Source organism: Azospirillum formosense (assembly GCF_040500525.1).
Classification (GTDB): Bacteria; Pseudomonadota; Alphaproteobacteria; order Azospirillales; family Azospirillaceae; genus Azospirillum; species Azospirillum formosense_A.
Genome location: NZ_CP159402.1, coordinates 1,956,112 through 1,982,630, shown reverse-complemented (window position 1 = coordinate 1,982,630; position 26,519 = coordinate 1,956,112). Strand labels below are relative to the sequence as shown.

At 69.3% G+C, this 26,519-nt stretch carries 29 protein-coding genes and 2 tRNA genes; 18 read left to right on the top strand and 13 right to left on the bottom strand.

Features of this window, described 5'->3' with window-relative positions:
- The first annotated feature begins 138 nt into the window (after positions 1-138).
- Positions 139-528, top strand: a complete 390-nt coding sequence (locus ABVN73_RS09505; protein WP_353857776.1) for a carboxymuconolactone decarboxylase family protein — start codon at positions 139-141, stop codon at positions 526-528.
- 4 nt (positions 529-532) lie between these two features.
- Here the strand turns inward: ABVN73_RS09505 and ABVN73_RS09500 are convergent, their stop codons facing one another.
- From ABVN73_RS09500 to ABVN73_RS09485, 4 genes are all read right to left on the bottom strand, one after another.
- Positions 533-946: a hypothetical protein gene (locus ABVN73_RS09500; RefSeq protein WP_353857775.1), complete on the bottom strand. Its 414-nt coding sequence runs from the start codon at positions 944-946 to the stop codon at positions 533-535.
- A gap of 121 nt (positions 947-1,067) precedes the next feature.
- Positions 1,068-1,144 (bottom strand) — tRNA-Pro (locus ABVN73_RS09495).
- 215 nt (positions 1,145-1,359) lie between these two features.
- Positions 1,360-1,436: transfer RNA gene (locus ABVN73_RS09490), tRNA-Pro, on the bottom strand.
- Positions 1,437-1,545: 109 nt separating this feature from the next.
- The gene (locus tag ABVN73_RS09485; RefSeq protein WP_353857774.1) at positions 1,546-2,562 is read right to left on the bottom strand and encodes a polyprenyl synthetase family protein; all 1,017 of its coding nucleotides are present in this window, start codon (positions 2,560-2,562) and stop codon (positions 1,546-1,548) included.
- A 110-nt stretch (positions 2,563-2,672) separates the two neighbouring features.
- On the opposite strand from ABVN73_RS09485, the gene ABVN73_RS09480 reads away from it, so the two are divergent.
- From ABVN73_RS09480 to ABVN73_RS09470, 3 genes are read left to right on the top strand one after another with little or no spacing between them, the layout of a single operon-like run.
- Positions 2,673-2,888 (top strand): DUF2007 domain-containing protein, encoded by a 216-nt coding sequence (locus tag ABVN73_RS09480; protein WP_014241194.1) that lies wholly within the window; start codon positions 2,673-2,675, stop codon positions 2,886-2,888.
- Between the two features lie 2 nt (positions 2,889-2,890).
- Positions 2,891-3,634: a methyltransferase gene (locus ABVN73_RS09475; protein ID WP_353859474.1), complete on the top strand. Its 744-nt coding sequence runs from the start codon at positions 2,891-2,893 to the stop codon at positions 3,632-3,634.
- Positions 3,635-3,679: 45 nt separating this feature from the next.
- Positions 3,680-4,558: a S49 family peptidase gene (locus ABVN73_RS09470; RefSeq protein ID WP_353857773.1), complete on the top strand. Its 879-nt coding sequence runs from the start codon at positions 3,680-3,682 to the stop codon at positions 4,556-4,558.
- 174 nt (positions 4,559-4,732) lie between these two features.
- Here ABVN73_RS09470 and ABVN73_RS09465 read toward each other — a convergent pair whose 3' ends face one another.
- The gene (locus ABVN73_RS09465; RefSeq protein ID WP_353857772.1) at positions 4,733-4,960 is read right to left on the bottom strand and encodes a type II toxin-antitoxin system HicB family antitoxin; all 228 of its coding nucleotides are present in this window, start codon (positions 4,958-4,960) and stop codon (positions 4,733-4,735) included.
- Between the two features lie 182 nt (positions 4,961-5,142).
- Here ABVN73_RS09465 and ABVN73_RS09460 point away from each other — a divergent pair, with 182 nt between their 5' ends.
- The 3 genes from ABVN73_RS09460 (at position 5,143) to glyS (ending at position 8,639) form a co-directional block, all read left to right on the top strand.
- Complete coding sequence (locus tag ABVN73_RS09460) at positions 5,143-5,412, top strand: hypothetical protein (RefSeq protein WP_353857771.1); 270 nt, start codon at positions 5,143-5,145, stop codon at positions 5,410-5,412.
- 88 nt (positions 5,413-5,500) lie between these two features.
- Positions 5,501-6,388, top strand: coding sequence for a glycine--tRNA ligase subunit alpha (locus ABVN73_RS09455; protein ID WP_353857770.1), 888 nt, complete (start codon positions 5,501-5,503; stop codon positions 6,386-6,388).
- 4 nt (positions 6,389-6,392) lie between these two features.
- A complete protein-coding gene (glyS, locus tag ABVN73_RS09450; protein ID WP_353857769.1) occupies positions 6,393-8,639 on the top strand; it encodes a glycine--tRNA ligase subunit beta in 2,247 nt (748 codons plus the stop codon).
- 141 nt (positions 8,640-8,780) lie between these two features.
- Here glyS and ABVN73_RS09445 read toward each other — a convergent pair whose 3' ends face one another.
- The 6 genes from ABVN73_RS09445 to ABVN73_RS09420 form a co-directional block, all read right to left on the bottom strand.
- Complete coding sequence (locus ABVN73_RS09445; RefSeq protein ID WP_353857768.1) at positions 8,781-9,434, bottom strand: IS630 family transposase; 654 nt, start codon at positions 9,432-9,434, stop codon at positions 8,781-8,783.
- The gene (locus ABVN73_RS09440) at positions 9,386-9,745 is read right to left on the bottom strand and encodes an IS630 transposase-related protein (protein ID WP_353857512.1); all 360 of its coding nucleotides are present in this window, start codon (positions 9,743-9,745) and stop codon (positions 9,386-9,388) included. Before ABVN73_RS09440 ends, ABVN73_RS09445 begins: the two co-directional genes overlap by 49 nt.
- 166 nt (positions 9,746-9,911) lie before the next feature.
- Entirely contained in the window at positions 9,912-11,609 is a 1,698-nt protein-coding gene (gene leuA / locus ABVN73_RS09435; protein WP_353857767.1) for a 2-isopropylmalate synthase, read from the bottom strand.
- 389 nt (positions 11,610-11,998) lie between these two features.
- Positions 11,999-12,721 (bottom strand): LrgB family protein, encoded by a 723-nt coding sequence (locus tag ABVN73_RS09430; protein WP_353857766.1) that lies wholly within the window; start codon positions 12,719-12,721, stop codon positions 11,999-12,001.
- The gene (locus tag ABVN73_RS09425; protein ID WP_353857765.1) at positions 12,718-13,092 is read right to left on the bottom strand and encodes a CidA/LrgA family protein; all 375 of its coding nucleotides are present in this window, start codon (positions 13,090-13,092) and stop codon (positions 12,718-12,720) included. The genes ABVN73_RS09430 and ABVN73_RS09425 overlap by 4 nt, the downstream gene beginning before the upstream one ends.
- Before the next feature lie 73 nt (positions 13,093-13,165).
- Entirely contained in the window at positions 13,166-13,825 is a 660-nt protein-coding gene (locus ABVN73_RS09420) for a dienelactone hydrolase family protein (protein WP_353857764.1), read from the bottom strand.
- Between the two features lie 262 nt (positions 13,826-14,087).
- Here ABVN73_RS09420 and ABVN73_RS09415 point away from each other — a divergent pair, with 262 nt between their 5' ends.
- The 5 genes from ABVN73_RS09415 (at position 14,088) to ABVN73_RS09395 (ending at position 17,006) form a co-directional block, all read left to right on the top strand.
- Positions 14,088-14,294: a hypothetical protein gene (locus tag ABVN73_RS09415; protein WP_353857763.1), complete on the top strand. Its 207-nt coding sequence runs from the start codon at positions 14,088-14,090 to the stop codon at positions 14,292-14,294.
- Between the two features lie 79 nt (positions 14,295-14,373).
- Complete coding sequence (locus ABVN73_RS09410) at positions 14,374-14,811, top strand: DUF3775 domain-containing protein (protein WP_353857762.1); 438 nt, start codon at positions 14,374-14,376, stop codon at positions 14,809-14,811.
- On the top strand, positions 14,808-15,545 hold the full coding sequence (locus ABVN73_RS09405; protein WP_353857761.1) for an SRPBCC family protein: 738 nt from the start codon (positions 14,808-14,810) through the stop codon (positions 15,543-15,545). Before ABVN73_RS09410 ends, ABVN73_RS09405 begins: the two co-directional genes overlap by 4 nt.
- Entirely contained in the window at positions 15,542-16,732 is a 1,191-nt protein-coding gene (locus ABVN73_RS09400) for a zinc-dependent alcohol dehydrogenase (protein WP_353857760.1), read from the top strand. The genes ABVN73_RS09405 and ABVN73_RS09400 overlap by 4 nt, the downstream gene beginning before the upstream one ends.
- 13 nt (positions 16,733-16,745) lie before the next feature.
- Positions 16,746-17,006: a hypothetical protein gene (locus tag ABVN73_RS09395; RefSeq protein ID WP_353857759.1), complete on the top strand. Its 261-nt coding sequence runs from the start codon at positions 16,746-16,748 to the stop codon at positions 17,004-17,006.
- A gap of 5 nt (positions 17,007-17,011) precedes the next feature.
- Here the strand turns inward: ABVN73_RS09395 and ABVN73_RS09390 are convergent, their stop codons facing one another.
- The gene (locus ABVN73_RS09390; protein ID WP_353857758.1) at positions 17,012-17,758 is read right to left on the bottom strand and encodes a ThuA domain-containing protein; all 747 of its coding nucleotides are present in this window, start codon (positions 17,756-17,758) and stop codon (positions 17,012-17,014) included.
- 206 nt (positions 17,759-17,964) lie between these two features.
- Between ABVN73_RS09390 and treZ the strand changes: the two genes are divergently transcribed.
- The 5 genes from treZ to ABVN73_RS09365 all read left to right on the top strand — a co-directional run bounded on the left by treZ (position 17,965) and on the right by ABVN73_RS09365 (position 24,646).
- Entirely contained in the window at positions 17,965-19,848 is a 1,884-nt protein-coding gene (treZ, locus tag ABVN73_RS09385) for a malto-oligosyltrehalose trehalohydrolase (RefSeq protein ID WP_353857757.1), read from the top strand.
- Positions 19,841-21,901, top strand: a complete 2,061-nt coding sequence (locus ABVN73_RS09380) for an amylo-alpha-1,6-glucosidase (RefSeq protein WP_353857756.1) — start codon at positions 19,841-19,843, stop codon at positions 21,899-21,901. Before treZ ends, ABVN73_RS09380 begins: the two co-directional genes overlap by 8 nt.
- Before the next feature lie 260 nt (positions 21,902-22,161).
- Positions 22,162-23,331 (top strand): HAMP domain-containing sensor histidine kinase, encoded by a 1,170-nt coding sequence (locus ABVN73_RS09375; RefSeq protein ID WP_353857755.1) that lies wholly within the window; start codon positions 22,162-22,164, stop codon positions 23,329-23,331.
- Positions 23,332-23,956: 625 nt separating this feature from the next.
- Positions 23,957-24,178, top strand: coding sequence for a hypothetical protein (locus ABVN73_RS09370; RefSeq protein ID WP_353857754.1), 222 nt, complete (start codon positions 23,957-23,959; stop codon positions 24,176-24,178).
- Positions 24,179-24,250: 72 nt separating this feature from the next.
- Positions 24,251-24,646 carry a hypothetical protein gene (locus ABVN73_RS09365; protein WP_353857753.1) on the top strand — a complete coding sequence of 132 codons (396 nt, stop codon included), beginning with the start codon at positions 24,251-24,253 and terminating at the stop codon, positions 24,644-24,646.
- Between the two features lie 25 nt (positions 24,647-24,671).
- Here the strand turns inward: ABVN73_RS09365 and ABVN73_RS09360 are convergent, their stop codons facing one another.
- A complete protein-coding gene (locus ABVN73_RS09360; protein ID WP_353857752.1) occupies positions 24,672-25,976 on the bottom strand; it encodes a polysaccharide deacetylase family protein in 1,305 nt (434 codons plus the stop codon).
- A 213-nt stretch (positions 25,977-26,189) separates the two neighbouring features.
- Here ABVN73_RS09360 and ABVN73_RS09355 point away from each other — a divergent pair, with 213 nt between their 5' ends.
- Positions 26,190-26,483 carry a DUF2934 domain-containing protein gene (locus ABVN73_RS09355; RefSeq protein ID WP_094302005.1) on the top strand — a complete coding sequence of 98 codons (294 nt, stop codon included), beginning with the start codon at positions 26,190-26,192 and terminating at the stop codon, positions 26,481-26,483.
- Positions 26,484-26,519 lie beyond the last annotated feature (36 nt).

Sequence of the window (26,519 nt, the reverse complement as noted above, 5' to 3'; positions counted from 1 at the left end):
GGGGCAACCTCAACTTTCCGGCGGCCCTATGACTTTCAGGAAAACGCGCCTACCCCTTGGTCCCGCCGGGCTTCAGGGGCGACACTGGGGGCCGCCGGTGCCCCGCACCGGTGCCATCCCCCGCGGAGACCATCAGCCATGCCCCTGAAGCCCATCGAGCACGCCGACGCCGCTCCGGAAGTGCGCGCCGTCTACGACGACATCAAGGCCGCCCGCAAGGTGCCCGACGTCAACAATTTCTGGAAGATGGCCGCCCATCACCCGCCCACCCTCAAGCGCACCTGGGAGAGCCTGAAGGAGGTGATGGCCCCCGGCGCGCTGGACCCGCTGGTCAAGGAGATGATCTTCGTAGCAGTCAGCGTGACCAACGGCTGCGACTACTGCATCCGCTCGCACGAGGCGGCGGCGCGGCGCGCCGGCATGACCGACGCCCAGTTCGGCGAGCTGATGGCCGTCATCGGCATGGCCAACGAGACCAACCGCCTCGCCAAGGGCTATCAGGTGGAGATCGACGAGGCGTTAAAATAGCCCGTCACGCGATGTCGTCGAGGGCGTCCTCGAGCGACGGGTAGATGCCCTCGGCCAGCGAGCCGTCCACCCGCACCGGGCGGGGGAGCACGGCCACCGCGTCCAGCGCGCCGCGCAGCGTCAGGCCGGTGACCTCCACGAAACCGCCGCGGTTGCCGTAGCGCCCGGCGGTCCATTCCGCCCGGTCGGGGTCGCCGGACAGCCGCCCGTTGCAGGTGATCATCTCGTGGGTGTCGTCGCCGCCGCGCCGGTTCCAGGCCATGCCGCCGCCCAGTCCGCTGCCGATGTCGCGGGGGTGGAAGCCGTGGGGCTGGAGCAGGTCGCGCACCGCGCGCGACACCACGACGGCCTTGGGGTCGATCTCCGTCCCCACCGGGCCGCCCGCCGCCTGGGGTTCCTGTCCGATCGCCTGTTCCATGGGTCCGCTCCCGTCATTGTATCGCCTTGCACGAACAACAGGCGGGAGCGCGACCTGTGCCGCAACGGCGGGCCGGAAAAGCGAAAGGGCCGATGCGTTGCCGCATCGGCCCTTTTCGTGTTGGTCGGAGAGAGAGGATTCGAACCTCCGGCCCCTGCCTCCCGAAAGCAGTGCTCTACCAGGCTGAGCTACTCTCCGGTCCAATCGGTGCCGCCGTTGCCAGCGTCGCCGTGGAGCGGGTGTATAGACCCATTGCCCGCGGGCTGCAATGGGAATAAGCGGCATTTGCGGAATGTTTTTTTGCCGGGCCGCGAAAGCCGGAGGGCAACCCGCCGGGAAGGCCGTCGCAACGGCCGGTTGCCGGGCTGGAAAAGCGAAAGGGCCGATGCGTTGCCGCATCGGCCCTTTCATGCTGGTCGGAGAGAGAGGATTCGAACCTCCGGCCCCTGCCTCCCGAAAGCAGTGCTCTACCAGGCTGAGCTACTCTCCGGTCCGTCGGTGGCGCCGTGGCCGGCGTCACCGTGGGCCGCGTATATAGCCGCTTGAACCGGGGGCTGCAACGTGAAAATCACCCCCAGCGGCGAAAAAGTTCCCGGAGCTTAGAAATCGCGCTCGATCACGAAGTCCAGCACCTCCAGCAGGGCGGCCTTCACCGGGGTGTCCGGGAACAGGCCCAGCGCGTCGCGCGCGATGGAGCCGTAGTGGCGTGCGCGCTCCACGGTGTCCTTCAGCGCGTTGTGCCTGGCCATCAGCTCCTGGGCGCGCTCCAGATCGCCCTCCTGCTGGTCCAGCTCCTCCATGGTGCGGCGCCAGAAGGCCCGCTCCTCGTCGTTGCCGCGGCGGAAGGCCAGCACGACCGGCAGGGTGATCTTGCCCTCGCGGAAGTCGTCGCCGACCGTCTTGCCCAGCTTCGCCTGCTTGGCCGAATAGTCGAGCACGTCGTCGACGAGCTGGAAGGCGATGCCCAGGTTCATGCCGTAGTCGTAGAGCGCCAGCTCCTCCGCCTGCGGGCGCTCGGCCACCACGGCGCCGACGCGGCAGGCGGCGGCGAACAGCTCGGCCGTCTTGGCCTTGATGACCTCCAGATAGGCCTGCTCGCTGGTCTCGGTGTCGTTGGTGGTGCGCAGCTGCAGCACCTCGCCCTCGGCGATCACCGCGGACGCCTTGGACAGGATGCGCAGCACGTCGAGCGACCCGACCTCCACCATCAGCTCGAAGCTGCGGGAGAACAGGAAGTCGCCGACCAGCACGCTGGCCTTGTTGCCGAACACCGCGTTGGCCGAGGCGAGGCCGCGGCGCAGGTCGCTCTCGTCCACGACGTCGTCGTGCAGCAGGGTGGCGGTGTGGATGAACTCCACCACCGCGGCCAGCATCTTGTGGTCCTCGCCCTTGTAGCCGCACAGCTCGGCGGCGGCGAGGGTGAGGACGGGGCGCAGGCGCTTGCCGCCCGCGGCGATGAGGTAGCCGGCGAGCTGCGGGATCATCTCCACGGACGAGTGCATCCGCTGGACGATGATCTCGTTGACCGCGCCCAGGTCATCGGCCACCAGGGCGGTCAGATCGTCGAGCGGGGTGGACTTCCGCCGTTTCGGCTCGAGGTTGGTCACGACCGCCAAGGTCGACTCCAATGATGATTGACGTGACGAATTCCGGCAGGGAGCATAACGGCATAGCCTCTTCGGTCAAGTCCGCAAGGCGAATAAGGGCACAGAACAGCCGGGATTTCATGAAGGAACTGCTGCGCACCACCGATCCGGTCCGTCTGAGCTGGCTTCTCGCCCTGCTGACCGACGCGGGAATCGAGGGGATCGTGCTGGACACCCACACCAGCATTTTGGAAGGCTCCATCGGCGCCATCCCCCGCCGGCTGATGGTGGCGGAGGAGGATCACGCCGCCGCCTGCCGCCTGTTGCGCGACGCCGGGGAGGAGTTGGGGGCGTGACCATGGAGAGCGATGCGGCGTTCGACACGCTTCTCGACGGGCGCGTCCGCCTGCACCAGCCGCAGGCCGGCTACCGCGCCGCCATCGACCCGGTGCTGCTCGCCGCGGCCACCGCCGCCGGGGCGGGGGAGCGGGTGCTGGACGTCGGCACCGGCACCGGGGCGGCCGCGCTGTGCCTCGCCGTCCGCGTGCCCGGCGCCCTGCTCGTCGGGCTGGAGAAGCGGGCGGAGGCGGCGGGTTTTGCCCGGCGCAACGCCGCCCTCAACGGGCTGGATGGCCGGGTGAGCGTTCTCGAGGGCGATCTGCTGGCCCCGCCGCCGGAGCTGGTGTCCGGGACCTTCGACCGGGTGATGATGAACCCGCCCTACCTGCGCGCCGGGGCGGCCAGCCTGCCGCCCGATCCCTGGAAGGCCGCCGCCAACGTGGAGGGGGAGGCGGGGCTGGCCGACTGGGTGCGCTTCGCCGCCGCGATGCTGAAGCCGCGCGGTACGCTGACCATGGTCCACCGGGCCGACCGGGTGGACGAGATCCTGGCCACCCTGCACGGCGCCCGATTCGGCTCCCTGACGCTCGTCCCGCTCTGGCCAAAGGCGGGGGAGGAGGCGCGGCGGCTCCTGCTGTCGGTGCGCAAGGGAGGGCGCTCGCCCGCGCGGCTCACCGCCGGGCTGGTGCTGCACGGCCCAGACGGCGCCTATGGCGGGCAGGCGCAGCGAATTCTGCGCGACATGGAACCGCTGATCGCTTAAGCCGACACTTTCAAACCGGCGTCAGCGCCACCATTTCAACCGGCGATGAACATGACGAAGCTGCTCGCCAAACTCCCGTTCGGCCCCTGGCGCGACGCCGGGCCGATCGTGTCCGTCCTCCGCCTGTCCGGTGTCATCGGCCAGGCCGGAGCCTTCCGTCAGGGCCTGACCATGTCCAGCATGGCCGGGCTGATCGAGCGCGCCTTCGCGCCGAAGAAGCAGGCGGCGGTGGCGTTGGTCGTCAACTCGCCGGGCGGATCGCCGGTGCAGTCGGCGCTGATCGCCAAGCGCATCCGCGACCTCGCCACCGAGAAGAAGGTGCCCGTCTTCGCCTTCTGCGAGGACGCCGCGGCGTCCGGCGGCTACTGGCTGGCCTGCGCGGCGGACGAGATCTGGGCGGACGAGAGCAGCATCCTGGGCTCGATCGGCGTGGTGTCCTCGGGCTTCGGCGCGCACGAGTTCATCCAGCGCTACGGCATCGAGCGGCGGCTCTACACCGCGGGCGACAGGAAGGTGATCCTCGATCCCTTCTCGCCGGAGCGGGAGGACGGGGTGGCCCATCTGAAGGCGATCCAGGCGGAGATCCACGACGCCTTCAAGGCGATGGTGCGCGACCGCCGCGGCGCCCGCCTGTCCGGGGCGGAGGAGGAGCTGTTCTCCGGCGCCTTCTGGGCAGGGCGGCGCGCGCTGGAGCTGGGGCTGATCGACGGCATCGGCGACCTGCGCAGCGTGCTGCGCGGCCGCTTCGGCGAGAAGGTCCGGCTGCGCGTGGTGCAGGAGGACAAGCGCTGGTTCCGCCGCATGGGCTTCCGCGTGGACGCGCCGGTGGGGGCGGGCGCGCTGGACGGTCTTGCGGCGGCGCTTCCCGCGGCGGCTCTGTCCGCCGTCGAGGAGCGCGCGCTCTGGTCGCGCTACGGCCTCTGAGTTTTTTTCGGTTTGTGGTCGCCGTAAGGCCCCCACCCTGACCCTCCCCCGCTCTCGCAGGGGAGGGAATTGAGGGTCGCTCGGCGGAGTTCCTCCCTCCCCTGCGCAGCGGGGGAGGGCTAGGGTGGGGGCCCAGTACGGGGACTTACCCCCTGTTACCGGTATTTCAAACTCTCACTGGGTGACTTCGCGCAGGCGTTCGGACGGGGGCGGGATCGGCTCCCCGGTGCGGCGGGCGTTCTCGATCCAGGCGGCGATGGCTTCGAGCGCCGCCGTGCTGGCGTCGGCGGGGGTGGCTCCGCCCGCGGTGCAGCCCGGCAGGTCGGGCACCTCGGCCACATAGCCGACACCCTGATCCGGGGGCAGGGGGCGGACGATGACCGGATAGGCGCTGGCGTTCATGACGTTGCGTCTCCTCTGCGCGCGGTTTTCCTCCATTAGGTGCCGCTTCCGCTGCCGACGACAAGGATTCTTTGCGCCGGACGGGCGCTTCTTTCGATGTTCGATCCATTTTCGACGGGTCAGCCGTTCGGGGTGAAGGCCGCTCTTGACCGCGCGGCCCCGCACCCCCTAATCCTCCTTCCATGTTCAGTCTCTCCAAGATCCTGTTCCTGATCCTGGTGATCGGCGCCGTGTGGTTCGGCTGGCGCTGGTACAACCGCGTCGGCGCGGTCGGTCGGGACCGCCTGCGCGAGCGGGAGCGTCGCGGCTCCGGAAAGCCCACCTCCACCAGCGGCGGCGGGTCGCCCCAGGTGGCTGCGGAGGACATGGAGAAGTGCCCGGAATGCGGCGCCTACGTCGCCCCGCGCTCCGCCGTGGCCTGCGGCCGGCCGGTCTGCCCCTACGGGCGTTGAGCCGCAACCCCTGGCGGGCGCTTGATTCCGGGGATACCGCCGCGTATCGTGCGGCGCGTTTTTCCACACCAATCATAAGTGACCGCCGATGGCCTCCCCGAGCGGGTCTTCCCAAGACAGCCGCGGCCTGTCCTTTCAGGCCCTGATCCTCAAGCTCCACCAGTTCTGGTCGGAGCAGGGCTGCGTGATCCTCCAGCCCTACGACATGGAGGTGGGTGCGGGCACCTTCCACCCGGCGACGACGCTGCGCGCGCTTGGCCCGCAGCCGTGGAAGGCGGCCTATGTGCAGCCCTCGCGCCGCCCGAAGGATGGCCGCTACGGCGAGAACCCGAACCGGCTCCAGCACTACTACCAGTATCAGGTGATCCTGAAGCCCTCGCCGGCCAACCCGCAGGAGCTGTATCTGGAAAGCCTGAAGGTGCTGGGCATCGACCCGTCGCTGCACGACATCCGATTCGTCGAGGACGACTGGGAAAGCCCGACGCTGGGCGCCTGGGGCCTCGGCTGGGAAGTCTGGTGCGACGGCATGGAAGTCACCCAGTACACCTACTTCCAGCAGGTCGGCGGCATCGAGTGCGACCCGGTCGCGGTCGAGTTGACCTACGGGCTGGAGCGTCTGGCCATGTATGTGCAGGGCGTGGAGAACGTCTACGACCTGGACTTCAACGGGCAGGGCGTGAAGTACGGCGACGTGTTCTATCGAGCCGAGGTCGAGTATTCGGCCCACAACTTCGAACACGCCAACACCGACATGCTGCTCCAGCATTTCAAGGACGCCGAGGCGGAGTGCCAGTCGCTGATCGCCAAGGGCGTCGCGCTGCCGGCCTACGACCAGTGCATCAAGGCGTCGCACCTCTTCAACCTGCTGGACGCGCGCGGCGTCATCAGCGTCGTGGAGCGCGCCGCCTACATCGGCCGTGTGCGCGCGCTGGCGAAAGCCTGCTGCGAGGCGTGGACCGCCGGGGGGGCCAAGTAACATCATGCCCGAACTTCTGATCGAATTCTTTTCCGAGGAAATCCCGGCCCGCATGCAGGCGCGCGCGGCGGACGACCTCAAGCGTCTCGTCACCGATAAGCTGGCCGCCAACGGCCTGACCTTCGCGTCGGCCGAGGCCCATTCCACCCCCCGCCGCCTCGCGCTGGTGATCGACGGCCTGGCCGAGCGCACCGCCGACGTCCGCGAAGAGAAGAAGGGGCCGCGCGTCGGCTCGCCCGAGCAGGCGGTCGCCGGCTTCCTGAAGTCCGCCGGCCTGACCAGCCTCGACCAGTGCGAACAGCGCGACACCGGAAAGGGTATCTTCTACTTCGCCGTGGCGGAGAAGAAGGGCCGCGCCACCGCGGAGGTGCTGGCCGAGATCATCCCGGCGGTCATGGGCGACTTCCCCTGGCCGAAGTCGATGCGCTGGGGCACCGGCACGGTGCGCTGGGTGCGCCCGCTGCACTCGATCATCGCGCTGTTCGGCGGCGCGGTGCTGGAGGGCTCCTTCGACCTGGGCGGCGCGCAGGGCAAGCTGGTGTTCGGCAACAGCACCCGCGGCCACCGCTTCCTGTCGCCGGAGGCCGTCACGGTCACCGACTTCGCCGACTACAAGGCCAAGTTGCGCGCCGCGCACGTCGTTCTCGACCGCGCCGAGCGCAAGGCCAAGATCAAGGCCGATGCCGAGGCGCTGGCCGCGACGGAAGGGCTGACCCTCTCGCCGGACGACGGGCTCCTGGAGGAGGTCGCCGGCCTCGTCGAATGGCCGGTCGCCCTGGTCGGCACCATCGATGAAAAGTTCATGGACGTGCCGTCGGAGGTCCTCATCACCTCCATGCGCACGCACCAGAAGTATTTCGCCCTGCTGGACAAGGCCGGGAAGATGGCGCCGCGCTTCGTCGTGGTCGCCAACACGGTGACGGCGGACGGCGGCAAGGCCATCGTCGCCGGCAACGAGCGCGTTCTGCGCGCCCGCCTGTCCGACGCCAAGTTCTTCTGGGACCAGGACCGCAAGACGAAGCTGGAAGACCGCGTGTCCAAGCTGGGCGCCATCACCTTCCACGCCAAGCTCGGCACGGTGGCGGATAAGGTTGCCCGTGTGCAGGTGCTGGCCGGCAAGATTGCCCACGCCATCGGCGCCGATGTGGACGCCGCGACCCGCGCCGCGCGGCTGTCCAAGGCGGACCTCGTGACCGAGGTGGTCGGCGAGTTCCCCGAGGTCCAGGGCATCATGGGCCGCTACTACGCCCTGGGCGACGGTGAGGACTCGGCAGTGGCCGAGGCCATCGCCGAGCATTACAAGCCGCTCGGTCCCTCCGACAGTTGCCCGACGGCTCCGGTGTCGGTTGCCGTGGCCCTGGCCGACAAGCTCGACACGCTGGTCGGCTTCTTCGCCATCGACGAGAAGCCGACGGGCTCCAAGGACCCCTACGCGCTGCGCCGCGCCGCGCTGGGTGTCATCCGGCTGATCCTGGAGAATGGGATTAAACTAGAGCTCGGAGAAGCCATAGTCGTCGCTTATGTGCAGTATTTTGACGTCTTGCTAGCCCATGACTTGAAAGCCTTTAAAGGAAATTATCAAAGATCTGTGGCTGGAACACTTGATGTCATGGGCGCCGGTCGTGGAACTAATGAGGCAATTCTTTCCTTCATTGAACAGATCGACGAGAAGCTTCCTAACTTGCCGGGAGTGCAGAAGTTTAGAGAAAATGGTCCGAGGGTTATTTCTGAACTGATGGCCTTCTTTGCCGACCGCCTGAAGGTCACATTGCGCGACCAGGGCGTGCGGCACGACCTGATCGACGCGGTGTTCGCTCTTGGTGGCGAGGCCGATCTCGTCCGCCTGCTGGCCCGCGTGAAGGCGCTCCAGACCTTCGTCGGGTCGGAGGAGGGGGCGAACCTGCTCGCCGCCTACAAGCGCGCCAGCAACATCGTCCGCATCGAGGAGAAGAAGGACGGCAAGGCCTACGACCAGCCGGTCGATCCGGCCCTGCTGACGCTGGCCGAGGAAAAGGACCTCTACGGCGCCCTGTCCGCCGCTGGCGAGACGGCCCGGCCGCTGCTGGCGCAGGAGGACTTCACCGGCACCATGGCGGCGCTGGCCCGCCTGCGCGGCCCGGTGGACGCCTTCTTCGACAAGGTCACGGTGAACGCCGAGCAGGCCGATCTGCGGGCCAACCGCCTGCGGCTGCTCAGCCAGATCCGGGCGACGCTGAACGCGGTGGCGGACTTCTCGCGCATCGAGGGGTGATGGGGGAGGGGGTGCCGTCGCGGTGCCCCACCCTCCCACGCTTGCGCGTGGGTCCCTCCCTCCCCCGCTTCGCGGGAGAGGGGAAAGTTCCAAAGTCCCCTCCCTCGCCGCAGGCGGGGGAGGGTTAAAGCGGATTTCGGTTCAGTTTAGATTCGGGTAGCCGCATAGCTTAAACCACGCTTTGGCGTCGGTAGCGGTGATCGCATTGAGGGCTGGGCCGAGTTCCTCGTTGAGGGCCTCGACGGTGCGGGCTTCCTTGGCGCGCAGGATTCCTTTGAGCTTGGCCCAGCCGGGCTCGATGGGCGAGAGGTCGGGCGAGTAGCGCGGGAGGAAGCGGACACGGATCCCCGCCGTCTCAAAGGCGGCGAGGATATCGGCCCGCTTGTGAGCGGAAAGGTTGTCCATCACGACCACGGCGCCGGGTTTGTCGCGCCGAAGCACGGGCAAGAGCACCTGCTCGACAAAGGCGAGAAACACGGCCGAGGAGGTGGACGCCTCGATGCTCATGGCGGCCAGCATGCCTTCGGCGCTCAACGCCCCGAGCACCGTGACGCGGTGCCACGACCCACAGGGCACGGATCCGAGCGCCCGCTGGCCGCGCGGCGCCCGGGCCTGGGTGGGCGTCATCTGGGTGTTGATGCCGGTTTCATCGAGGAAAACCAAACGCGCCGGTTCATGGACCACCGCATCGTCCCGGTAGGCCGCGCGTTCCGCGGCGATATCCGCGCGCTCTTGCTCGCTGGCCCTCAGCGTCTTTTTTTGCGCGCCAACCCCAGCCGCTTCAAGGTGCGGCACACCACCGCCGGGCTCAGCGCGATGCCGGTGCGTGCGGCCAACCGGTCGCGGTACTGTGCCAGTGTCGCGTCATTATCCTCCCGCACCAAGGCCCGCAGCACGCTCACGCCCTCCGCGTCCAGTTTGGCTGGTACGCCGCCGGCATGCGGCTTGGCGACCCGCCGCCCCTCAAGGCGTGCGGCCCGCACCCAGTTGTACGCGCAGGCTCGGCTGATCTGGAAGCGCCGCGCCAGCAACTCGGGGCCGCCCTCGTGGCGCTCATAAGCCAGCAGAACCCGTTCGCGCAGATCGGAGGAATATGGCTGGCCCATGGCGCGCGGTCCTTCAGCTGTGTCTTCCTCCAACCGCTCAGGCCAGCCAAAATTCCGTCTATACTCAGCGACAATCCGCTTTAGGGAGGGGGCCCAGCGCCAGCACTCCCCACCCAACAAAAAAGGGGCGCCCCAGCGGGCGCCCCTTTTTCTTGTCCCAAACCCCTTACCGCGCGGCGCGGTTCGCGGCGCTGACCAGGGCGCGCAGCGAGGCGGTCACGATGTCCGCGTCCATGCCGACGCCGAACAGGGTGCGCTCGTCCTTGGTCTTCACCTCGACATAGGCGCAGGCCTGAGCGTCCTCGCCCTCGCCGACGGCGTGCTCGCGGTAGTCAACCACATGCAGGTCGATGCCCGCACCCTGGCGCAGCGCGTCCAGGAAGGCGTCGATCGGACCCTTGCCCGAACCCTTCAGCGTGCTGACCACGCCGTCGCGCGACACCACCACGTTCAGCACGCGGGCGCCGGAGTTCGGGCCGCGCGGCTCGGTCGAATGCTCGATCAGGGCCAGCGGGGCGTCGATGTCCAGATACTCGGCCTTGAAGGCGTTGTGGATGTCGGCGGGGGCCAGCTCCTTGCCGGTCTCGTCGGCGATGCGCTGCACCGTCTTGGAGAACTCGATCTGCAGGCGGCGCGGGATCTGGATGCCGTAATCCTTCTCCAGCACATAGGCGATGCCGCCCTTGCCCGACTGGCTGTTGATGCGGATCACCGCCTCGTAGCTGCGGCCCAGGTCCTGCGGGTCGATGGGCAGGTACGGGACCTCCCAGGTGCCGTGGTTGGACTTGGCCAGCGCCTTCAGGCCCTTGTTGATGGCGTCCTGGTGCGAGCCGGAGAAGGCCGTGAAGACCAGCTCGCCCGCGTAGGGGTGGCGCGGATGGACGGGCAGCTGCGTGCAGTATTCGGCGACGCGGACGATCTCGTTGATGTCGTCGATGCGCAGCTCCGGATCGACGCCCTGGGTCAGCATGTTCAGCGCCAGCGTGATCACGTCCACGTTGCCGGTGCGCTCGCCGTTGCCGAACAGGGTGCCTTCCACGCGGTCGGCGCCGGCCAGAATGCCCAGCTCCGCCGCCGCGACGCCGGTGCCGCGGTCGTTGTGCGGGTGCAGGGAGATGATCGCCGCGTCGCGGTTCTTCATGTTGCGGCAGAACCACTCGATCTGGTCGGCGTGGATGTTCGGGGTAGACATCTCCACCGTCGCCGGCAGGTTCAGGATGACCTTGTTGGCGGCGCTGGCGCCCCAGGTCTCCATCACCGCCTCGCAGATCTCCAGGGCGAACTCCAGCTCGGTCCCGGTGAAGCTCTCCGGCGAGTACTGCAGGACGATCTCGGTCTCCGGATGCTCGGCGGCCAGCTGCTTGATCAGCTTGGTGCCGGCGACGGCGATGTCGACGATGCCCTGGCGGTCCAGCCCGAAGACGACGCGGCGCTGCAGCTCCGAGGTGGAGTTGTACAGATGGACGATGGCGCGCTTGGAGCCCTTGATGCCCTCGAAGGTGCGGCGGATCAGCTCCTCGCGGGCCTGGGTCAGCACCTGGATGGTCACGCCGTCGGGGATCTTGCCGCCCTCGATGATCTCGCGGCAGAAGTCGAAATCGGTCTGCGAGGCGGCGGGGAAGCCGATCTCGATCTCCTTGAAGCCCATCTTCAGCAGCGCGTCGAACATCGCGCGCTTGCGGTCCGGACCCATCGGCTCGATCAGCGCCTGGTTGCCGTCGCGCAGGTCCACCGAGCACCAGACCGGAGCCTTCTCGATGGTCCGGTTCGGCCACTGGCGGTCGGTCAGCTTCACCGGGGCGAAGGGGACGTACTTCTCGTGCTTGGCGGCAGAGGAGGCGGCGGGGGTGGCGATGTGGTTCATGACGCTTCGTGATCCCTTGGGAGCCCCGGTCTTGCGGCGGGGCGTTGTCTCGTGTCGTGTGGGGACCGGCGGGACTACGGTCGCCGAGCTGCCGGGCGGCTCAGCGACCGTTCCTAAGTCGCAGCCCCGGCCCCAGCCGGGAGACACGCTTCACCCCGCAAGGGCGCGTGCCGAATGGGCGCGTGCAATAGGTGCTCATGGGAAAACTGACACTTCGACCAGAGAACAGGGCAGACGAACGCAGACGACCCGGACGCTCAAAGCGCCGGGGTGATAAGTCGCAGAAGGGCGTTCGTGTGGTCGATGCGAGTCATGGTCCACACTCTGCGCAGGCAGGCTTGCTCTGTCAAGCCACGATTCCATGAAATCTTCTTTCGCGAAGCGCGGCCTCAGCCGAAGAACAGGCGGTAGAGGACCGGCAGCAGGATGGCCGTCACCAGCCCGTTCAGCCCCATGCCCAAGCCGGCGAAGGCACCCGCCACCTCGTTGACCTGGAGCGCGCGGGCGGTGCCGATGCCATGGGCGGCCACCCCCATGCCGAAGCCGCGCGCCCGCCAGTCCGTCACCCGGACGAGGTTCAGGACCCAGGTGCCGAAGGAGGCGGCGATGATCCCGGTCAGGATCACGAAGACCGCGGTGAGGGAGGGCAGGCCGCCGATCTGCTCCGACACGCCCATGGCGATGGGGGAGGTCACCGACTTCGGCGCCAGCGACAGCATCGTGTGCTCCGACGCGCCCAGCGCCCAGGCGATGCCCACCGCGCTCAAGGCCGACGCGGCGGAACCGGTCACCAGGGCGACCAGCAGCGCCACGGCGGAGCGGCGGACCTGCTGGAACTGGCGGTAAAGCGGGACCGCCAGCGCCACCGTGGCCGGGCCGAGCAGGAAATGCACGAACTGCGCGCCGTCGAAATAGGTGCGGTAGTCGATCCCCGCCACCATCAACGTCGCGGCGATCAGCAGCACCGCGATCATCACCGGGTTCAGCGCGGGGCGCCGCCCGAACCGCTCGAACACCCACATTCCCGCCTGATAGGCGGCCAGCGTCAGGGTCAGGCCGGCGAGCGGGCTGGCCGACAGATAGACCCAGATCTCGTGGAAATCGGGGCTCATGGCGCGTCCTCCGCATCCCTGGACTCGGCGTCGGGCCCGCGGCGGCTCAGCACGCTCATCACCCAGGCGGTCAGAGCGACGCCGATCAGCGTGCTGCCCAGCAGGGCGGCGGCGATGGGCAGGGCCTCCGCCTCCAGCCGGTTCAGGTGCGCCATCACCCCGACGCCCGCCGGAACGAAGAGAAGCGACAGATGGCGCAGGATGCCGCCCGCCGTCTCCTGCAGCGGCTCCGGCACGCCGCCGCGGACCAGCAGGCCGGCGAACAGCAGGACCATGCCCAGCACCGGCCCCGGCACGGGCAGATGCAGCAGGCGGGCGGTCAATTCCCCCGCCAGCTGGCAGGAGAGAAGAAGGGTCAGGGTGCCGAGCATCGGCGGGCTCCGGGCTTTTCGGGGAGGTGCCGCAGCCTAATCCCGGAGGACGCCGTGGGGGAGAGGATATGCCCTACCGCTCCAGCAGTTGAGCCTTGATCCAGTCGCGCACCTCGCGGCAGACGGCCTCGGCGGTCTCGTCCAGGCAGTGGCCGGCGCCGGGCATCAGGACCAGCTTCTTCGGTTCGCGCGCCATGCGGTGGACGTGGATCGAGCACATCGGCGTCAACACCTCGTCGGCCTCGCCATGGACCAGCAGCACCGGGCAGCTGAGGTCCGCCACCGCGTCGGTGCCCAGCCCCTGGGTCGCCAGCGTCACCACCGTGCAGACCGCGCCGCGGTTGGAGGCCGCGGCCTGGATCGCCACCGCCCCGCCGAAGGAATGGCCGACCAGCGCGACGTGGTGGATGCCCATCCGGCCGAGGAAGGTCAGGCCGCACAGCGCGTCGTAGACGGCCTCGTCCAGGGCGCGCGGGTTGCGGTAGCGGACGCGCAGCGAGGCGATGCCGTCCGGCCTGAGATCCTCGGCCAGCCGCGCATAGAGCCCATGGGCCGGCGAGTCGAAGCCGCCGCCGACGCCGCCCAGCCACAGGACGGCCAGCGTTCCCGCCGCCTTGTGCCCATCGGGCGCGGCATGGAGGCGGGCTTCCACGGTGCCGCGGTCGGTGTCCAGGCGCACGGGGGCGAACCCCCCGTCCACGGTCTCGCCGATCTGCGCCGACAGGAGCGGCATGTCTGTTCTCCGGCTTGCCAAGGTCTTGCGGGGGTTAACACGCCACCGGGCATCCGTGTTGCTCCGGCCTGTCGCGCCGGAACCTCGCCGCACCGTCTCTGGTTGTGCCGAGAGGCGGTCCGCGACACGGGCTCCCCACAGGGGCTCCCCCACAGGGGCTCCCCCACAGGGGCTCCCCCACAGGGGCTCCCCACACGGGCCGCGCGCAGCGTCCGCGGCGCCGGGCGCCGCCAATCCGACAAACCACACCGGGAGAAACCCCATGTCCCGCAGCAACCGCGACACCGAGCAGGAAAAGCACCAGTCCGGCGGCGCCGGAAAGGCGGCCAAGTCCGGCCATGAGGACGCGGACAAGGCCGCCGGCAACAAGCCCGGCCAGAACCAGTCCAGCGGGCAGGGGCGCGAGCGCGGCTCCGGCTCCGGCGGGTCCCGCGGCGCCTCCGACGAGCAGCGCCGGCGGGACGACTGACCGCCGCCGTTCCGCGACGAACCCCCAGCCCGGCTGTTGGCGTCGGGCAAAGCCGTGCAACTGAAAAGAAGTGCGACACATGCTCAAACAGATTTCGGTCGACACCGTGAAGCAGGCCGCCGACCTCGCGTACGAGGCCGTGGCCGACCGCCAGCGTTTCCTCGCGGGAATGCGCAACATCGACCTTGGGGAACAGACCAGCGAACGCGGTTCGCGGAACCCGACCGATCTCGACGCCCTCAGCATCCTGTCGTCCGACGCCAGCGGCGCGCTGAGCCAGCTCCAGAAGATGCTGGAGGACCTGACGCCCGAACAGCGGATGGAACTGCGCGCGGTCATGTTCGTGGGGCGCGGCGACTTCGCCGGGAACCAGTGGGAGCGCGCTCTGGACGAGGCCGGGCGGGCGCCCGACGCCACCCACTACACCGACATCGCGGAGCGCATCGACCTGCACGACGACCTGATGAAGGGGCTGTACGAACTGAACCTGATCAACAAGAAGAAGGACGGGCAATGACCCGGGGCCGGGACGACGGCTGGCGCCCGGAGGGCTCCGCCGGGACGCTCGAACGCTGGGCCGCCATCCTCGGCGGCACGGCGCTGGGCTTCGCCGGGGCGCGGCGGGGAAGCTGGGCGCTGGCCGCGCTCGGCGGCGGGCTGTTCCTCGCCGGTGCGGCGGGGGTTCCGCTGTCCAGGCCGCTGCGGCACGTTGCGCTGCCGGCGCCGCGCCGGGAGCCGACGACCACCCAGGCGAACGTCACCATCGCCGTCCCGGCCGAGACGCTGTTCCGCCACTGGCGCAACGTCCGCCATCTGGCGGCGCTGTTCCCCCACCTCGACGCCGTGGAGATCCTGTCCGACACGGAAAGCCGCTGGAAGGCCCATGGCCCCGGCGGCGTTCCGGTGGTCTGGAACAGCCGGATCGACAAGGTGCGGGAGAACGAACTCATCACGTGGCACACGCTGGACGGGGCGGATCTGCCGCACCGCGGCACCGTCCTGTTCCGTCCCGCGCCGGGCGGGCGCGGGACGGAGGTCAGCCTGACGCTGGCCTACCACCCGCCGGGAGGCATGGGCGGCGACGCGGTGTCCCGCCTGTTCGGCGCCGCGCCGGAGCAACAGGCGCGCGAGGCGCTGCGCCGCCTCAAGCGGATCATGGAGGTCGGGGAGCTTCCCACCATCGAGGGCCAGCCGAGCGGGCGGGCCGGGCGGAGCGGAGCCGGATCGCGATTGCAGGAGGTGACGGGATGAGGGCTCTCTGCTGGAACGGCGTGAACGACCTGCGGGTGGAGCGGGTGCCGGACCCCACGATCCTCGGCCCGCAGGACGCGATCATCAAGGTCGGCCTGTCCTCGGTCTGCGGGTCGGACCTGCATCTGATCGGCGGCTACGTCCCCACCATGCGGGCCGGCGACATCATCGGCCACGAATTCCTGGGCGAGGTGGTCGAGAAGGGGCCGGAGGTGACGCGGCTGAACCGCGGCGACCGGGTGATCACCGTGTCGATCATCGGCTGCGGCAAATGCTGGCATTGCGAGCATGAGGAATTCTCGCTCTGCGACAACTCCAACCCGCAGCCGGCCTTCGAGGAGGCGGCCTACGGGCACTGCACCGCCGGCATCTTCGGCTACAGCCACGCCTTCGGCGGCTACGCCGGAAGCCACGCCGAATACATCCGCGTCCCCTTCGCCGACACCAACTGCTTCCGCGTGCCGGAAGGGGTGACGGACGAGCAGGCGGTCTTCGTCTCCGACGCCGTGCCGACCGGCTACATGGCCGCCGACATGGGCGGCATCAAGCCGGGCGACGTGGTGGCCGTCTGGGGCTGCGGCGGCGTCGGACAGATGGCCATCAAGAGCGCCTTCCTGATGGGGGCGGAGCGGGTGATCGGCATCGACCGCTTCCCCGACCGGCTGCGCGCCGCCCAGATGAAGGCGGGGGCCGAGACGCTGGATTACAGCCGAGTCGACATCCACGACGCCCTGCTGGCGATGACCGGCGGGCGCGGGCCGGACGTCTGCATCGACGCGGTGGGCATGGAGGCGGACAGCGGCGCCCCGTCCATCAAAGGGCTGGGCATCGAGGATCTGTACGACCGCGGCAAGCAGGCGCTGCGGCTGGAGAGCGACCGGCCCGCCGTCCTGCGCCAGATGATCCAGTGCTGCCGCAAGGGCGGCACCCTGTCCATCGTCGGCGTCTATGGCGGCCTCATCGACAAGTTCCCGATGGGGGCGGCGATGAACAAGGCGCTGACCTTCCGCATGGGGCAGCAGCACGGCCAGCGCTACGTCAAGCGCCTGTTCGAGCACATCGAGAAGGGTGAACTCGATCCCGCCTACCTGTTGACCCACAAATGGGCGTTGGACGACGCCCCCCAGGGCTACCGCATGTTCAAGGAAAAGGCCGACGACTGCATGCGGGTCGTCTTCGCGCCGTGACGGGGAGGGGAGTATGGCCATGAAGATCATCTACGCCTATCCGGCGGAGAAGGGGCGCGGCGTCGAGGCGGAGATCGTCGGGGGGCTGCGCGACCGCTGCGGCCACGTCGTCCAGACCGCGCGCGAGGAACGCGACGCGGAGCGCGGCGGCGGCGCCGATGTCATCGTCACGCTGGAATTGGACGATGCCCAGCGGGACACCGCCATCAACACGCTGCGCGCCCACCCCGCCGTGATCGACGCCGCCGCCGGGAGCTTCGGGGAGCGGGTCTGACCGCTTCACGATCGCGGCGGGATCGGCTCCAGCGGCGTGGTCCGCCGTCCCCGCACCGGAGCCTCCAACCCCTCCGGCCGGGCGGCCCAGCGGACGGCGTTCAGGATCACGCGCTGGATCTGCGGGTGGTGGTAGGTGGGGTAGGTCTCGTGGCCGGGCCGGAAGTAGAAGACGCGGCCAAGCCCCCGCCGCCAGCCGCAGCCGCTGCGGAACACCTCGCCGCCCTGGAACCAGCTCAGGAAGACCAGATCGTCCGGCGGCGGGACGTCGAAGGACTCGCCATACATCTCCTCGCGGTCCAGCTCGATGAAATCGGAAACACCCGCCGCCACGGGATGGCCGGGATCGACGACCCACAGCCGCTCCCTCTCCGCGGCCACGCGGTGCTTCAGGTAACAGCCGGTGCCCATCAGCGCCACGAAGGGCTTGGCGAAATGGCTGGAATGAAGCGCCACCAGGCCCATCCCATGCTCGGTCACCCGCCGCCTCACCCGTTCCGCCACCGCGTCCGCCACCTCGGCATGGGCGCGGTGGCCCCACCAGACCAGCGTGTCGGCCGCGTTCAGCCGCTCCTCGGTCAGGCCATGCTCCGGTTCGTCCAATGTGGCGGTTTCCACGCTCAGCCCGGCGGCGCGCAGGGGAGCGGCCAGCGCCTCGTGAATCCCCTCGGGATACTGAGCCGTCACCGCCTCCTCCCGACGCTCCTGGCGGAATTCGTTCCAGATCAGGACGCGCGGCGAGGGGTGCGGCATGGCGGAAGTCCTTTCCGGGGGGGTGGGGTCGGTTCCAATGGAATCGCCCATGGGACGAAGGGAGGCGGCGCCTGTTGGGGGCGATGGTCGAAACATTGCGGTGGGAGCGTTCCGTGTCGAGTCCTCCCGATGCAGCGCAGACCGGCGGTTCGGCCTTCACCCTCCGCCGTTTTCCGGTAGGGGTCGAACCGGCCCCCGGTGATCGCGTGCTGGCCCGGGTCTGGGCGCCGGCCTGCCGCAGCGTCCACCTGCTGGTCGGGCCGGACGAGCGCGCGGCGGCGCTGGACGCGGAAGGCGGCGGCTATTTCGCCGCGATGGTGGAGGGCGTGCCGGTCGGCAGCCTCTACCGGTTCCGGCTCGACGGCGGACCGGCGTTCCCCGACCCGGCCTCCCGCTTCCAGCCCGACGGGCCGGAAGGGCCGTCGCAGGTGGTGGACCCCTCCGCCTTCGCCTGGACCGACGCCGGCTGGACGGGCTGCGGGCTGCGCGGGCAGGTGATCTACGAGATGCACATCGGCACCTTCACGCCGGAGGGCAGCTGGGCGGCGGCGGAGCGCGAGCTGCCGGGCCTCGTGGACCTGGGGGTGACGGTCCTCGAACTCATGCCGGTGGCGGAGTTTCCGGGACGTTTCGGCTGGGGCTACGATGGCGTGGACCTGTTCGCTCCGACACGGCTCTACGGCGGACCGGACGACATGCGGCGCTTCGTGGACCGCGCCCACGCGCTGGGCCTCGCGGTGATCCTTGACGTGGTCTACAACCATCTCGGTCCCAGCGGGAACTTCCTGTCGCGGTTCGCCCCGGATTACTTCACCACCCGCTACAAGAACGAGTGGGGGGACGCGCTCAACTTCGACGGACCGAACTGCGGGCCGGTGCGCGAGTTCTTCCGCGCGAACGCCGCCTTCTGGATCGACGAATATCATCTGGACGGGCTGCGGCTGGACGCCACCCAGCAGATCTTCGACCGCTCCACCCCGCACATCATCCAGGAGATCGGGCAGGCCGTCCGGCGCGCGGCGCGCGGGCGCGGCACGCTGCTGATCGGCGAGAACGAACCCCAGCTGGCCACCATGGCGACTCCGGTGGAGCAGGGCGGCTGCGGGCTGGACGGGCTGTGGAACGACGATTTCCACCATACGGCCATGGTCGCGCTGACCGGGCGGAACGAGGCCTACTACACCGACTACCGCGGCACGCCGCAGGAGCTGCTGTCGGCCGCCAAGCACGGCTTCCTCTACCAGGGGCAATGGTACCGCTGGCAGGGCAAGCGGCGCGGCGCGCCGGCCCGTGGGCTGCCGCGGCCGGCCTTCGTCACCTTCCTGCAGAACCACGACCAGATCGCCAATTCGGGCCGCGGCCAGCGCGTCCATGCCCTGACCACGCCGGGCCGCTTCCGGGCGCTGACCGCGCTGACCCTGCTGGGGTCCGGCACGCCGATGCTGTTCCAGGGGCAGGAGTTCGCGGCCAGCGCGCCCTTCTACTACTTCGCCGACCACGAGCCCGATCTGGCCGGCAAGGTGGAGGCGGGGCGGGCGGAGTTCCTGTCCCAGTTCCCCAGCCTCGCCACCCCCGCCATGCGCGCCCACCTGACGCGCCCGCAGGACGAGGAGACCTTCCGGCGCTGCGCGCTCGACCACTCGGAACGGGACTCCCACGCCGAGGTCTGGGGGATGCACCGCGACCTTCTGCGCCTGCGCCGGGAGGACACGGTGTTCCGTGCCCAGGGCGACGGCGGGCTGGACGGCGCCGTGCTGGGGGAGGAGGCGTTCGTCCTGCGCTTTTACGGCGAGGATGGGGACGACCGGCTGCTGCTGGTCAATCTCGGCCGCGACCTGCGGCTGGACGTCCTGCCGGAACCGCTGCTGGCGCCGCCGGTTGGCAGGGACTGGACGCCCCTGTGGTCCAGCGAGGATCCCCGTTACGGAGGCTGCGGCATCGCCCCGCTGGAGGCGGCGGATGGTGGCTGGCGGCTTCCCGGCCATGCGGCGGTCGTCCTGACCATCACCGACGCTGTTCCGGACGAGGACCGTCCGGACGAGGAACGGGGCGAAGGCAACGGCGCGAGCGATCAGGAGACCCATGGCTGACTTCATCCGCAAGATCACCCGCGACGTCCTGCGGTCCGCGCCGGACGCCGCGCTGTCCCGCGAATGGCTGGTCGCCAACGGGCTGGGCGGCTACGCCTCCTCCTCCCTGTCGGGGGCGGTGACGCGGCGCTATCACGGCCTGCTGGTGGCGGCCCTGCCGGCGCCGCTGGGCCGGGTGGTGATGCTGAGCCAGCTCAACGACGTGCTGATCGAACCGGACGGCACCGAGCGGCGGCTGACCGGCCACAACCCGCAGGCGGACCAGTGGCCCGACCCGAACTACCCGTCGGACGCCGCCCCCTCCGGCCTCGCCGAGTTCCGCATGGAATCCGGGCTGCCGGTCTGGCGCTACGAGATCGGCGAGGTGGTGATCGAGAAGCAGATCGTGCTGCCGCATCTGCAGAACATCGTCCATGTCACCTACCGGGTGGTGAAGGCGCCGCAGCCGATCTGCCTGCGGCTTCGCCCGGTGATGGCCTTCCGCAAGCTGGAATCGGCGGTGGACGAGCCGCTGGCCCGCGACTACCGCGTCACCGCCCGCGGCCATGAGTACGAGGTCTGGGCCGGGCCCGAACTGCCGGTGCTGCGCATGACCATCGAGGGGGCGGAGCTTCCCCTGACGCTGGACGGCGGGGCGCGACGCGACATCGTCTATCCGGTGGAGGCCGAGCGCGGCTACGAATCGCGCGGCTCGCTGTGGACGCCCGGCTATTTCAGCGGTCCGCTCAGCCAGGGACAGACGCTGAGCTTCGTCGCGGCGACCGAGCCGTGGCAGCGGCTGTGGGCGCTGCCGCCCGCCGACGTCCTGCGCTTCGAGAAGGAGCGGCGGCGGCGGATCGTCGGGACGGCGCACCGCTCGTTGCGCGAGGGGCCGATGGCCGAGCTGGTGCTGTCGGCGGACAGCTTCCTGTTCGTACCGGCGGGCCGCGTCGCCGACCAGATGCGCGCCCGCGCCGAGGGGGACGAGGTGCGCACGGTGATCGCCGGCTACCACTGGTTCACCGACTGGGGCCGCGACACCATGATCAGCCTGGAGGGGCTGACCCTGACCACCGGGCGCCACATGGAGGCCGGCTGGATCCTGCGCACCTTCGCGCACTACATCCGCGACGGGCTGATCCCCAACATGTTTCCCGACGGCAAGGACGAGGGGCTCTACCACACCGCCGACGCCACCCTGTGGTTCTTCCACGCGCTGAACCGCTACGTCCAGGCCACAGGGGACCGGCACACGCTGCAGCTGCTGCTGCCCCGGCTGGTCGAGGTGATCGACCATCACCGGCGCGGCACCCGCTTCGGCATCGCCGTGGACAACGGAGACGGGCTGCTGCGCCAGGGGCGGGAGGGCTACCAGCTCACCTGGATGGACGCGAAGGTCGAGGACTGGGTGGTCACGCCGCGCCGGGGCAAGGCTGTGGAGATCAACGCGCTCTGGTACAACGCGCTGTGCCTGACCGCCGGCTGGCTGACCGAGGAGGGGGACGCCCAGGCGGCCCGGCCGCTGGAGGAGTTGGCGGAACGGGCACGCGCTTCCTTCAACGCGCGCTTCTGGTGCGCCCACGCCGGGCACCTCTACGACGTCGTGGACGGGGAGCGGGGGGACGACGACGCCTGCCGGCCCAACCAGATCTTCGCCGTCTCGCTCGACAACCCGGTGCTCGACCGCGCCCGCTGGGAACCGGTGGTGGAGACGGTGCGGCAACGGCTGCTGACCCCGGTCGGGCTGCGCTCGCTGGCGCCGGGACAGCGCGACTACAAGCCGAAGTATTTCGGCGATCTGCGCGCCCGCGACGCCGCCTATCACCAGGGCACGGTCTGGGGGTGGCTGATCGGACCCTACGTCGACGCGTGGCTGAAGCTGCATCCGGACGACAAGGCGGGGGCGCGGGAGCTGCTCCAGGGCTTCCTGCCGCACCTCGACCAGGCGGGGATCGGCACCATTTCCGAGATCTTCGACGCCGAGCCGCCCTTCAGCCCGCGCGGCTGCATCTCCCAGGCCTGGAGCGTGGCGGAGGTGCTGCGCTGCTGGGCGGCGACGGAAGAGGATCGGTGAGTTCGGCCGTCTCTCCCGGAGCCTATGAAAAGCGTTATAAGAACATAAGGAGAGAGGGCGTCGATTTTTCCCCGGTTACTGAACAGAAAGCGAGGACGCCGAAAAAGCGCGGATCGATGACAGCCCGATAACACCGAAGAAACCCACATTTTGTTGAAGGTTTCTACGGCCCGTGCCTATCATTGGTGGCGGGTCGAAAACAAAACGCACCAACACACGACCGTGTGACCGACCCGCACAGGATGATGACGGGAGGGGGCATGCTGGCACTGCTGTCGAAGCCCACGCGGCCGGCGGTCGATTGGGACCGCCTGAGCCGGCGGATTCTGGACGAGAGCGCGCAGGCCTGCTGGGTGTTGGATCGCGAGCTGGTCATCGTCGGAGCCAATCCGGCGCTGTGCGCGCTGCTCGGCTACCGGACCGGCGATCTGGTCGGAACCCACCTGCTGGCCTATGTGGCCGAGGACAGCCGGAGCGTTCTGGAGCGGCAGGCGGCCATCCGCGGCCTGACCCCCCACCGCAGCTACGAGGTCACCCTGATCCGCTCCGACGGGACGCCGCTCCGCGCGATCTTCAACGACTCGCGGCTGGACGGCGAGGACGGCGGGACGGCGCCGGGGTTCTGCATCTTCGTCACCGACATCACCCGCCACGTCGAGGAGGAGGCCCAGCGCGCCCTGCGGGTGGACCAGCTGGCGGACGCGGTCGCGCGGATGAACCGCTTCCTGGGGCAGATCTGCCAGGAGTTGAAGGACCCACTGAGCGCCATCCTCGGCGCCACGCAGATGATCTCCTCCGATGTGGCCTCCCCCGGCTCGGCGGCGGATGGCGCGCCCGGCCACGGGACCGCCCAGCTCGGCGCCTACGCGGCGCTGTGCAGCGACGCCGGCCGGCAGATGATGAGGACCATCGAGAATCTGTCGCTGTGGTCGCGCCTGCAATTGAATCAGGTGCCGTTCGATCTGCGGAGCTACGAGTTGGGCGGCCTGCTCCAGGATGTGCTGGAGGAGCTGGAACCGCGCGCCCGCGCCCGCGACATCCTGATCGTCAACCGCATCGTCGCCACCCCGGTGCTGGGCGACCTGTCCGCGCTGAGCACCGTGCTGAAGCATCTGGTCGAGAACGCCGTGCGCTTCTCGCCCTCGGGAAGCATGGTCATGCTGTCGGCCGCCCCGGCGGACGGACGGGTGGTTGTGCGGGTCCAGGACAACGGGCTGGGTATTCCGGAGGAGCGGCAGGCCCATCTGTTCCGCATCGACCCGCACCACGCCGCGCCCGGTGCCGATGGCGAGGTGGGGAGCGGACTCGGCTTGCTGATCTGCAAGGCCCTGGTCGATCGGATGGGGGGCGGGATCCGCGTCTTCAGCAAGCCGGGCGGTGGAACCGCCGTCACCGTGACCCTGAATCAGGGAGTTCGCACCGGACTGTAACCCCGGCGAACGGATGGTGGGGCGAACAATTCCCGCCGGTGGGGGGAGGCGTCGCGGGATCGGGGTGCCCCAAGCGGGGAATCCGGACATTCAGTTGTCAACAGGGCACAGGCCCGCGCGAAATCGCCGCGCGGGTTGTGTGGCAGCAGAATCCAATTGACAGGCGTGAGCGCTGCAACACCTTCCGGAATCGGGAAACACAATGCATTTCAATGGTTTGTGTGACATGCCCAAAATATGGGCAAATTGCGCTATGGCCTTGTCCCGCTTGACTCGAATCGGCGAAAGCCGGGCCTTGTCAACACAGTTATCCACAGACTCTGTGGAGAGCCTACGCGGGAGGTGAGGGAAGCCGTCCGCGGCCCCTAACCTTTGGCGGGAGGGCCGGCCAATCTGAATAAGTACTTCAGATTTTAGGCGCCGCGCATTTTTGCCGCTATAGTGGTCGCGCCTCATCCCACCGTGTTGCCCCAATCCAACCGGCACCGGATGAGCAATGACGGGAGGAGTGCCCATGCTGGATGTCTATGGGACGTCTTGCCCGGAGGCGCGTCCACGGTGGTCATGGCGCGCGACGACCGGTGAAACATGCGGCCGGCGCGCGCCGGGATTTGTCGCTCCGGCTTTGGCGGCGGCGACCCTGTCCGCGTTGATCCTGCATCTGCTGCTGACCCTCGGCGCCCATTTGGGCGGGGCCGACATGGCGGGGGCGCTGACGGTGGCGGCGGGCATGGCCATGGTCCTGGCGATTCTGCTGCCCTTCGCCCTGTTGAGCATCCGGCGGGCGCTGGACGCCCTGTCCGCCGGGCGGGAGCGGGGGAGGGGGATGGCCTCGCCCCAGGGTTGAAGTGCCGCCCTCCGGGGAAATCCGGGTTGCCCCCTTTTGTAAGTCCGCGCATAAAGTGATGACGCCGTGGCGATGGACGGCGCTGTTCGGCGGGGGCTGTGCATGGGGCTGTTCGATTTTCTGAAGGTGACCGTCAAGGACGAGAAGAGGGCGGCGCCACGCCGGCCCAACGCGCCCAGCGGCCCGTCCAGCGTCATCGAGTTCGACGGCAAGAGCTTTCCCTTGGCGGGGGTCAGCCACAAGGGCTTCGTGGCGACCGGTTTCGACGGCTCCCTGATCCCCAGCCAGACCGCAAGGATCACCGTGCGGATCGACGACGCCTGCGGGAAATTCACCTTCGCCGCCGCCGTGACCATCGAGGAGGTCAAGGGCGGGTCGGTGTCCGGCGCCTGGAACATGCTGCCGCCGGAGGTCGAGGCGACCATCCGCAAATACCTGCAGATCCGCAAGCAGAAGACCGGCAAGTAACCGGGCGGCCCGGCGTCGCCCCCGCTCAGTTGGCGGTGCGGAACGGCGCGCCGCCGGCCTTTTCCCCAGCCCTCGCCCCGGCATTGACCAGGGTCGGCGCCATCGCCGGGGCCGGCGTGGCGATGCGGTGCATCCGCTTGATCCATTCCGACAGGGTGACGAACTCGCAGCCCTTCGCGCGCATCGCGGCGATCACGCGGGGCAGGGCGTTGAGGGTGGACGGGTAGGTGGAGTGCAGCAGCAGAACGCTGCCGGTCCCCGCCTCGGTCTTCACATGCTGCACGATGCGGTCGGGGTCGCGGACCTGCCAGTCGCGGGTGTCCACGGTCCACAGCACCGGGCTCATGCTCTCCTCGCGGGCGATGGCCAGCAGTTCCGGCGTGTAGCGTCCGTAGGGCGGGCGGAACAGCACCGGGTTGGCGCCGAACCCGCGCAGAATACGGTTGGCCTCGGCGATTTCGTGCCGCTGCGTCTCGGGGTCCATGGCGCGCAGGTCGGCGTGGGTCAGGCTGTGGTTGCCGATCTCGTGCCCGGCGGCGATGAAGTCGCGGATCACCTCGCCCTGGTTCTCGGCGACGCTGGCGACCGGGAAATAGGTCGCCGGGATCTTCTCGCGATTCAGCACGTCCAGGATCTGGCGGGTGACCACCCGGTGCGGCCCGTCGTCGAAGGTGAGGGCGCAGAGGTTCCAGCCCTCCTCCTTCAGCGTTGCCGGCATGACGTCGAGCGCCGTGTCGGGGATCACCGCGCCCAGCCGGCCCTTGCGGCGCCCCGACTTCTCGATGGCGGCCATGGTGCGGGCGGCTTCGGGCGGGTAGGTGATCGCCACGTCGGCCTTGCCATTTCCAGGGCCGTCCCCGGCGCTACCCCCGGCGGGGCGCGGCGTCGCGAGCGGCGCGCCGTCCGGGGGCCGAGCGGGCGCTTGGGCCGGCGCCGGCGCAGGGACCGCGTCGAGGACGAGGCAGCCGAACCCGGCGCCGAGCATGCGGCGGCACAGCGCCGTCACGTCCAGACCCTGGGGAGCGGTGGCCCGCAGGGCGACTCCCTCTCCCTGGCGCCGCGCGTCGAGCGGGACGACCGCCGGACTGAGTCCGTCCGTCAGATCGGGGGAGCGGCGGCGCAGGCTGTCCCACGCCCACCAGGCATCGCCCTCCCGCTGGAAAAGGCCGAGCTGCAGCAGCGATGCCCCTTCCGCGGCGCGGACGGCACCGTCCGGGAGGGCGGGCAGCATCCCCGCGGCCAGCGGCAGGGCGAACAGGAAGGAGCGGAAGCGGCGCATGACCGTGAGGGGGGAGGACGTGAAGAGGCGTCCGTGTTCAGGCCGGTTCACGCGTTTGTCCTCCGGATCGTCGCCATCGTCGAATAACACCCCTTCGGGATTAACTCAAACGGCGTGCTTTCCGATGGTTTCCCGGTTCCGACGCTCCCTTGGGGAGGAACCTTCCGCATTCCGGCGCGGTTGTCCGGAAGCGCCCCGGCCGAAAACCCCTCCCACGGGAGGGCACGGGAAGCGCGGAACGAGAATCGAAAGGAGGCAACCCGGATGGCGGATGATTTGGAAAGCCGGATCAGAGCGCGCGCTCACCAGATCTGGGAGCGCGAGGGCCGTCCGGAGGACCGAGCCGCGGATCATTGGACGCTGGCCAGCGAGGAAATCGCCATCGAGGACAATTACCGGGACACCCTGCGCCCGAACCCGGCCCGCGGCCCCGACGACACCGCCGAGCGGACCGAGCCGGTGGAACCGGTGCTGAGCATGGAAAACCAGGGCGAGATGCCGGGCATCGCCGACCAGGGCGAGGAGTTCCGCATCCCCGGCCAGGCCCGCGATTCCTGAACGCGGTCGGTGCCGCGCCGCTTTGCTCACGTCGTG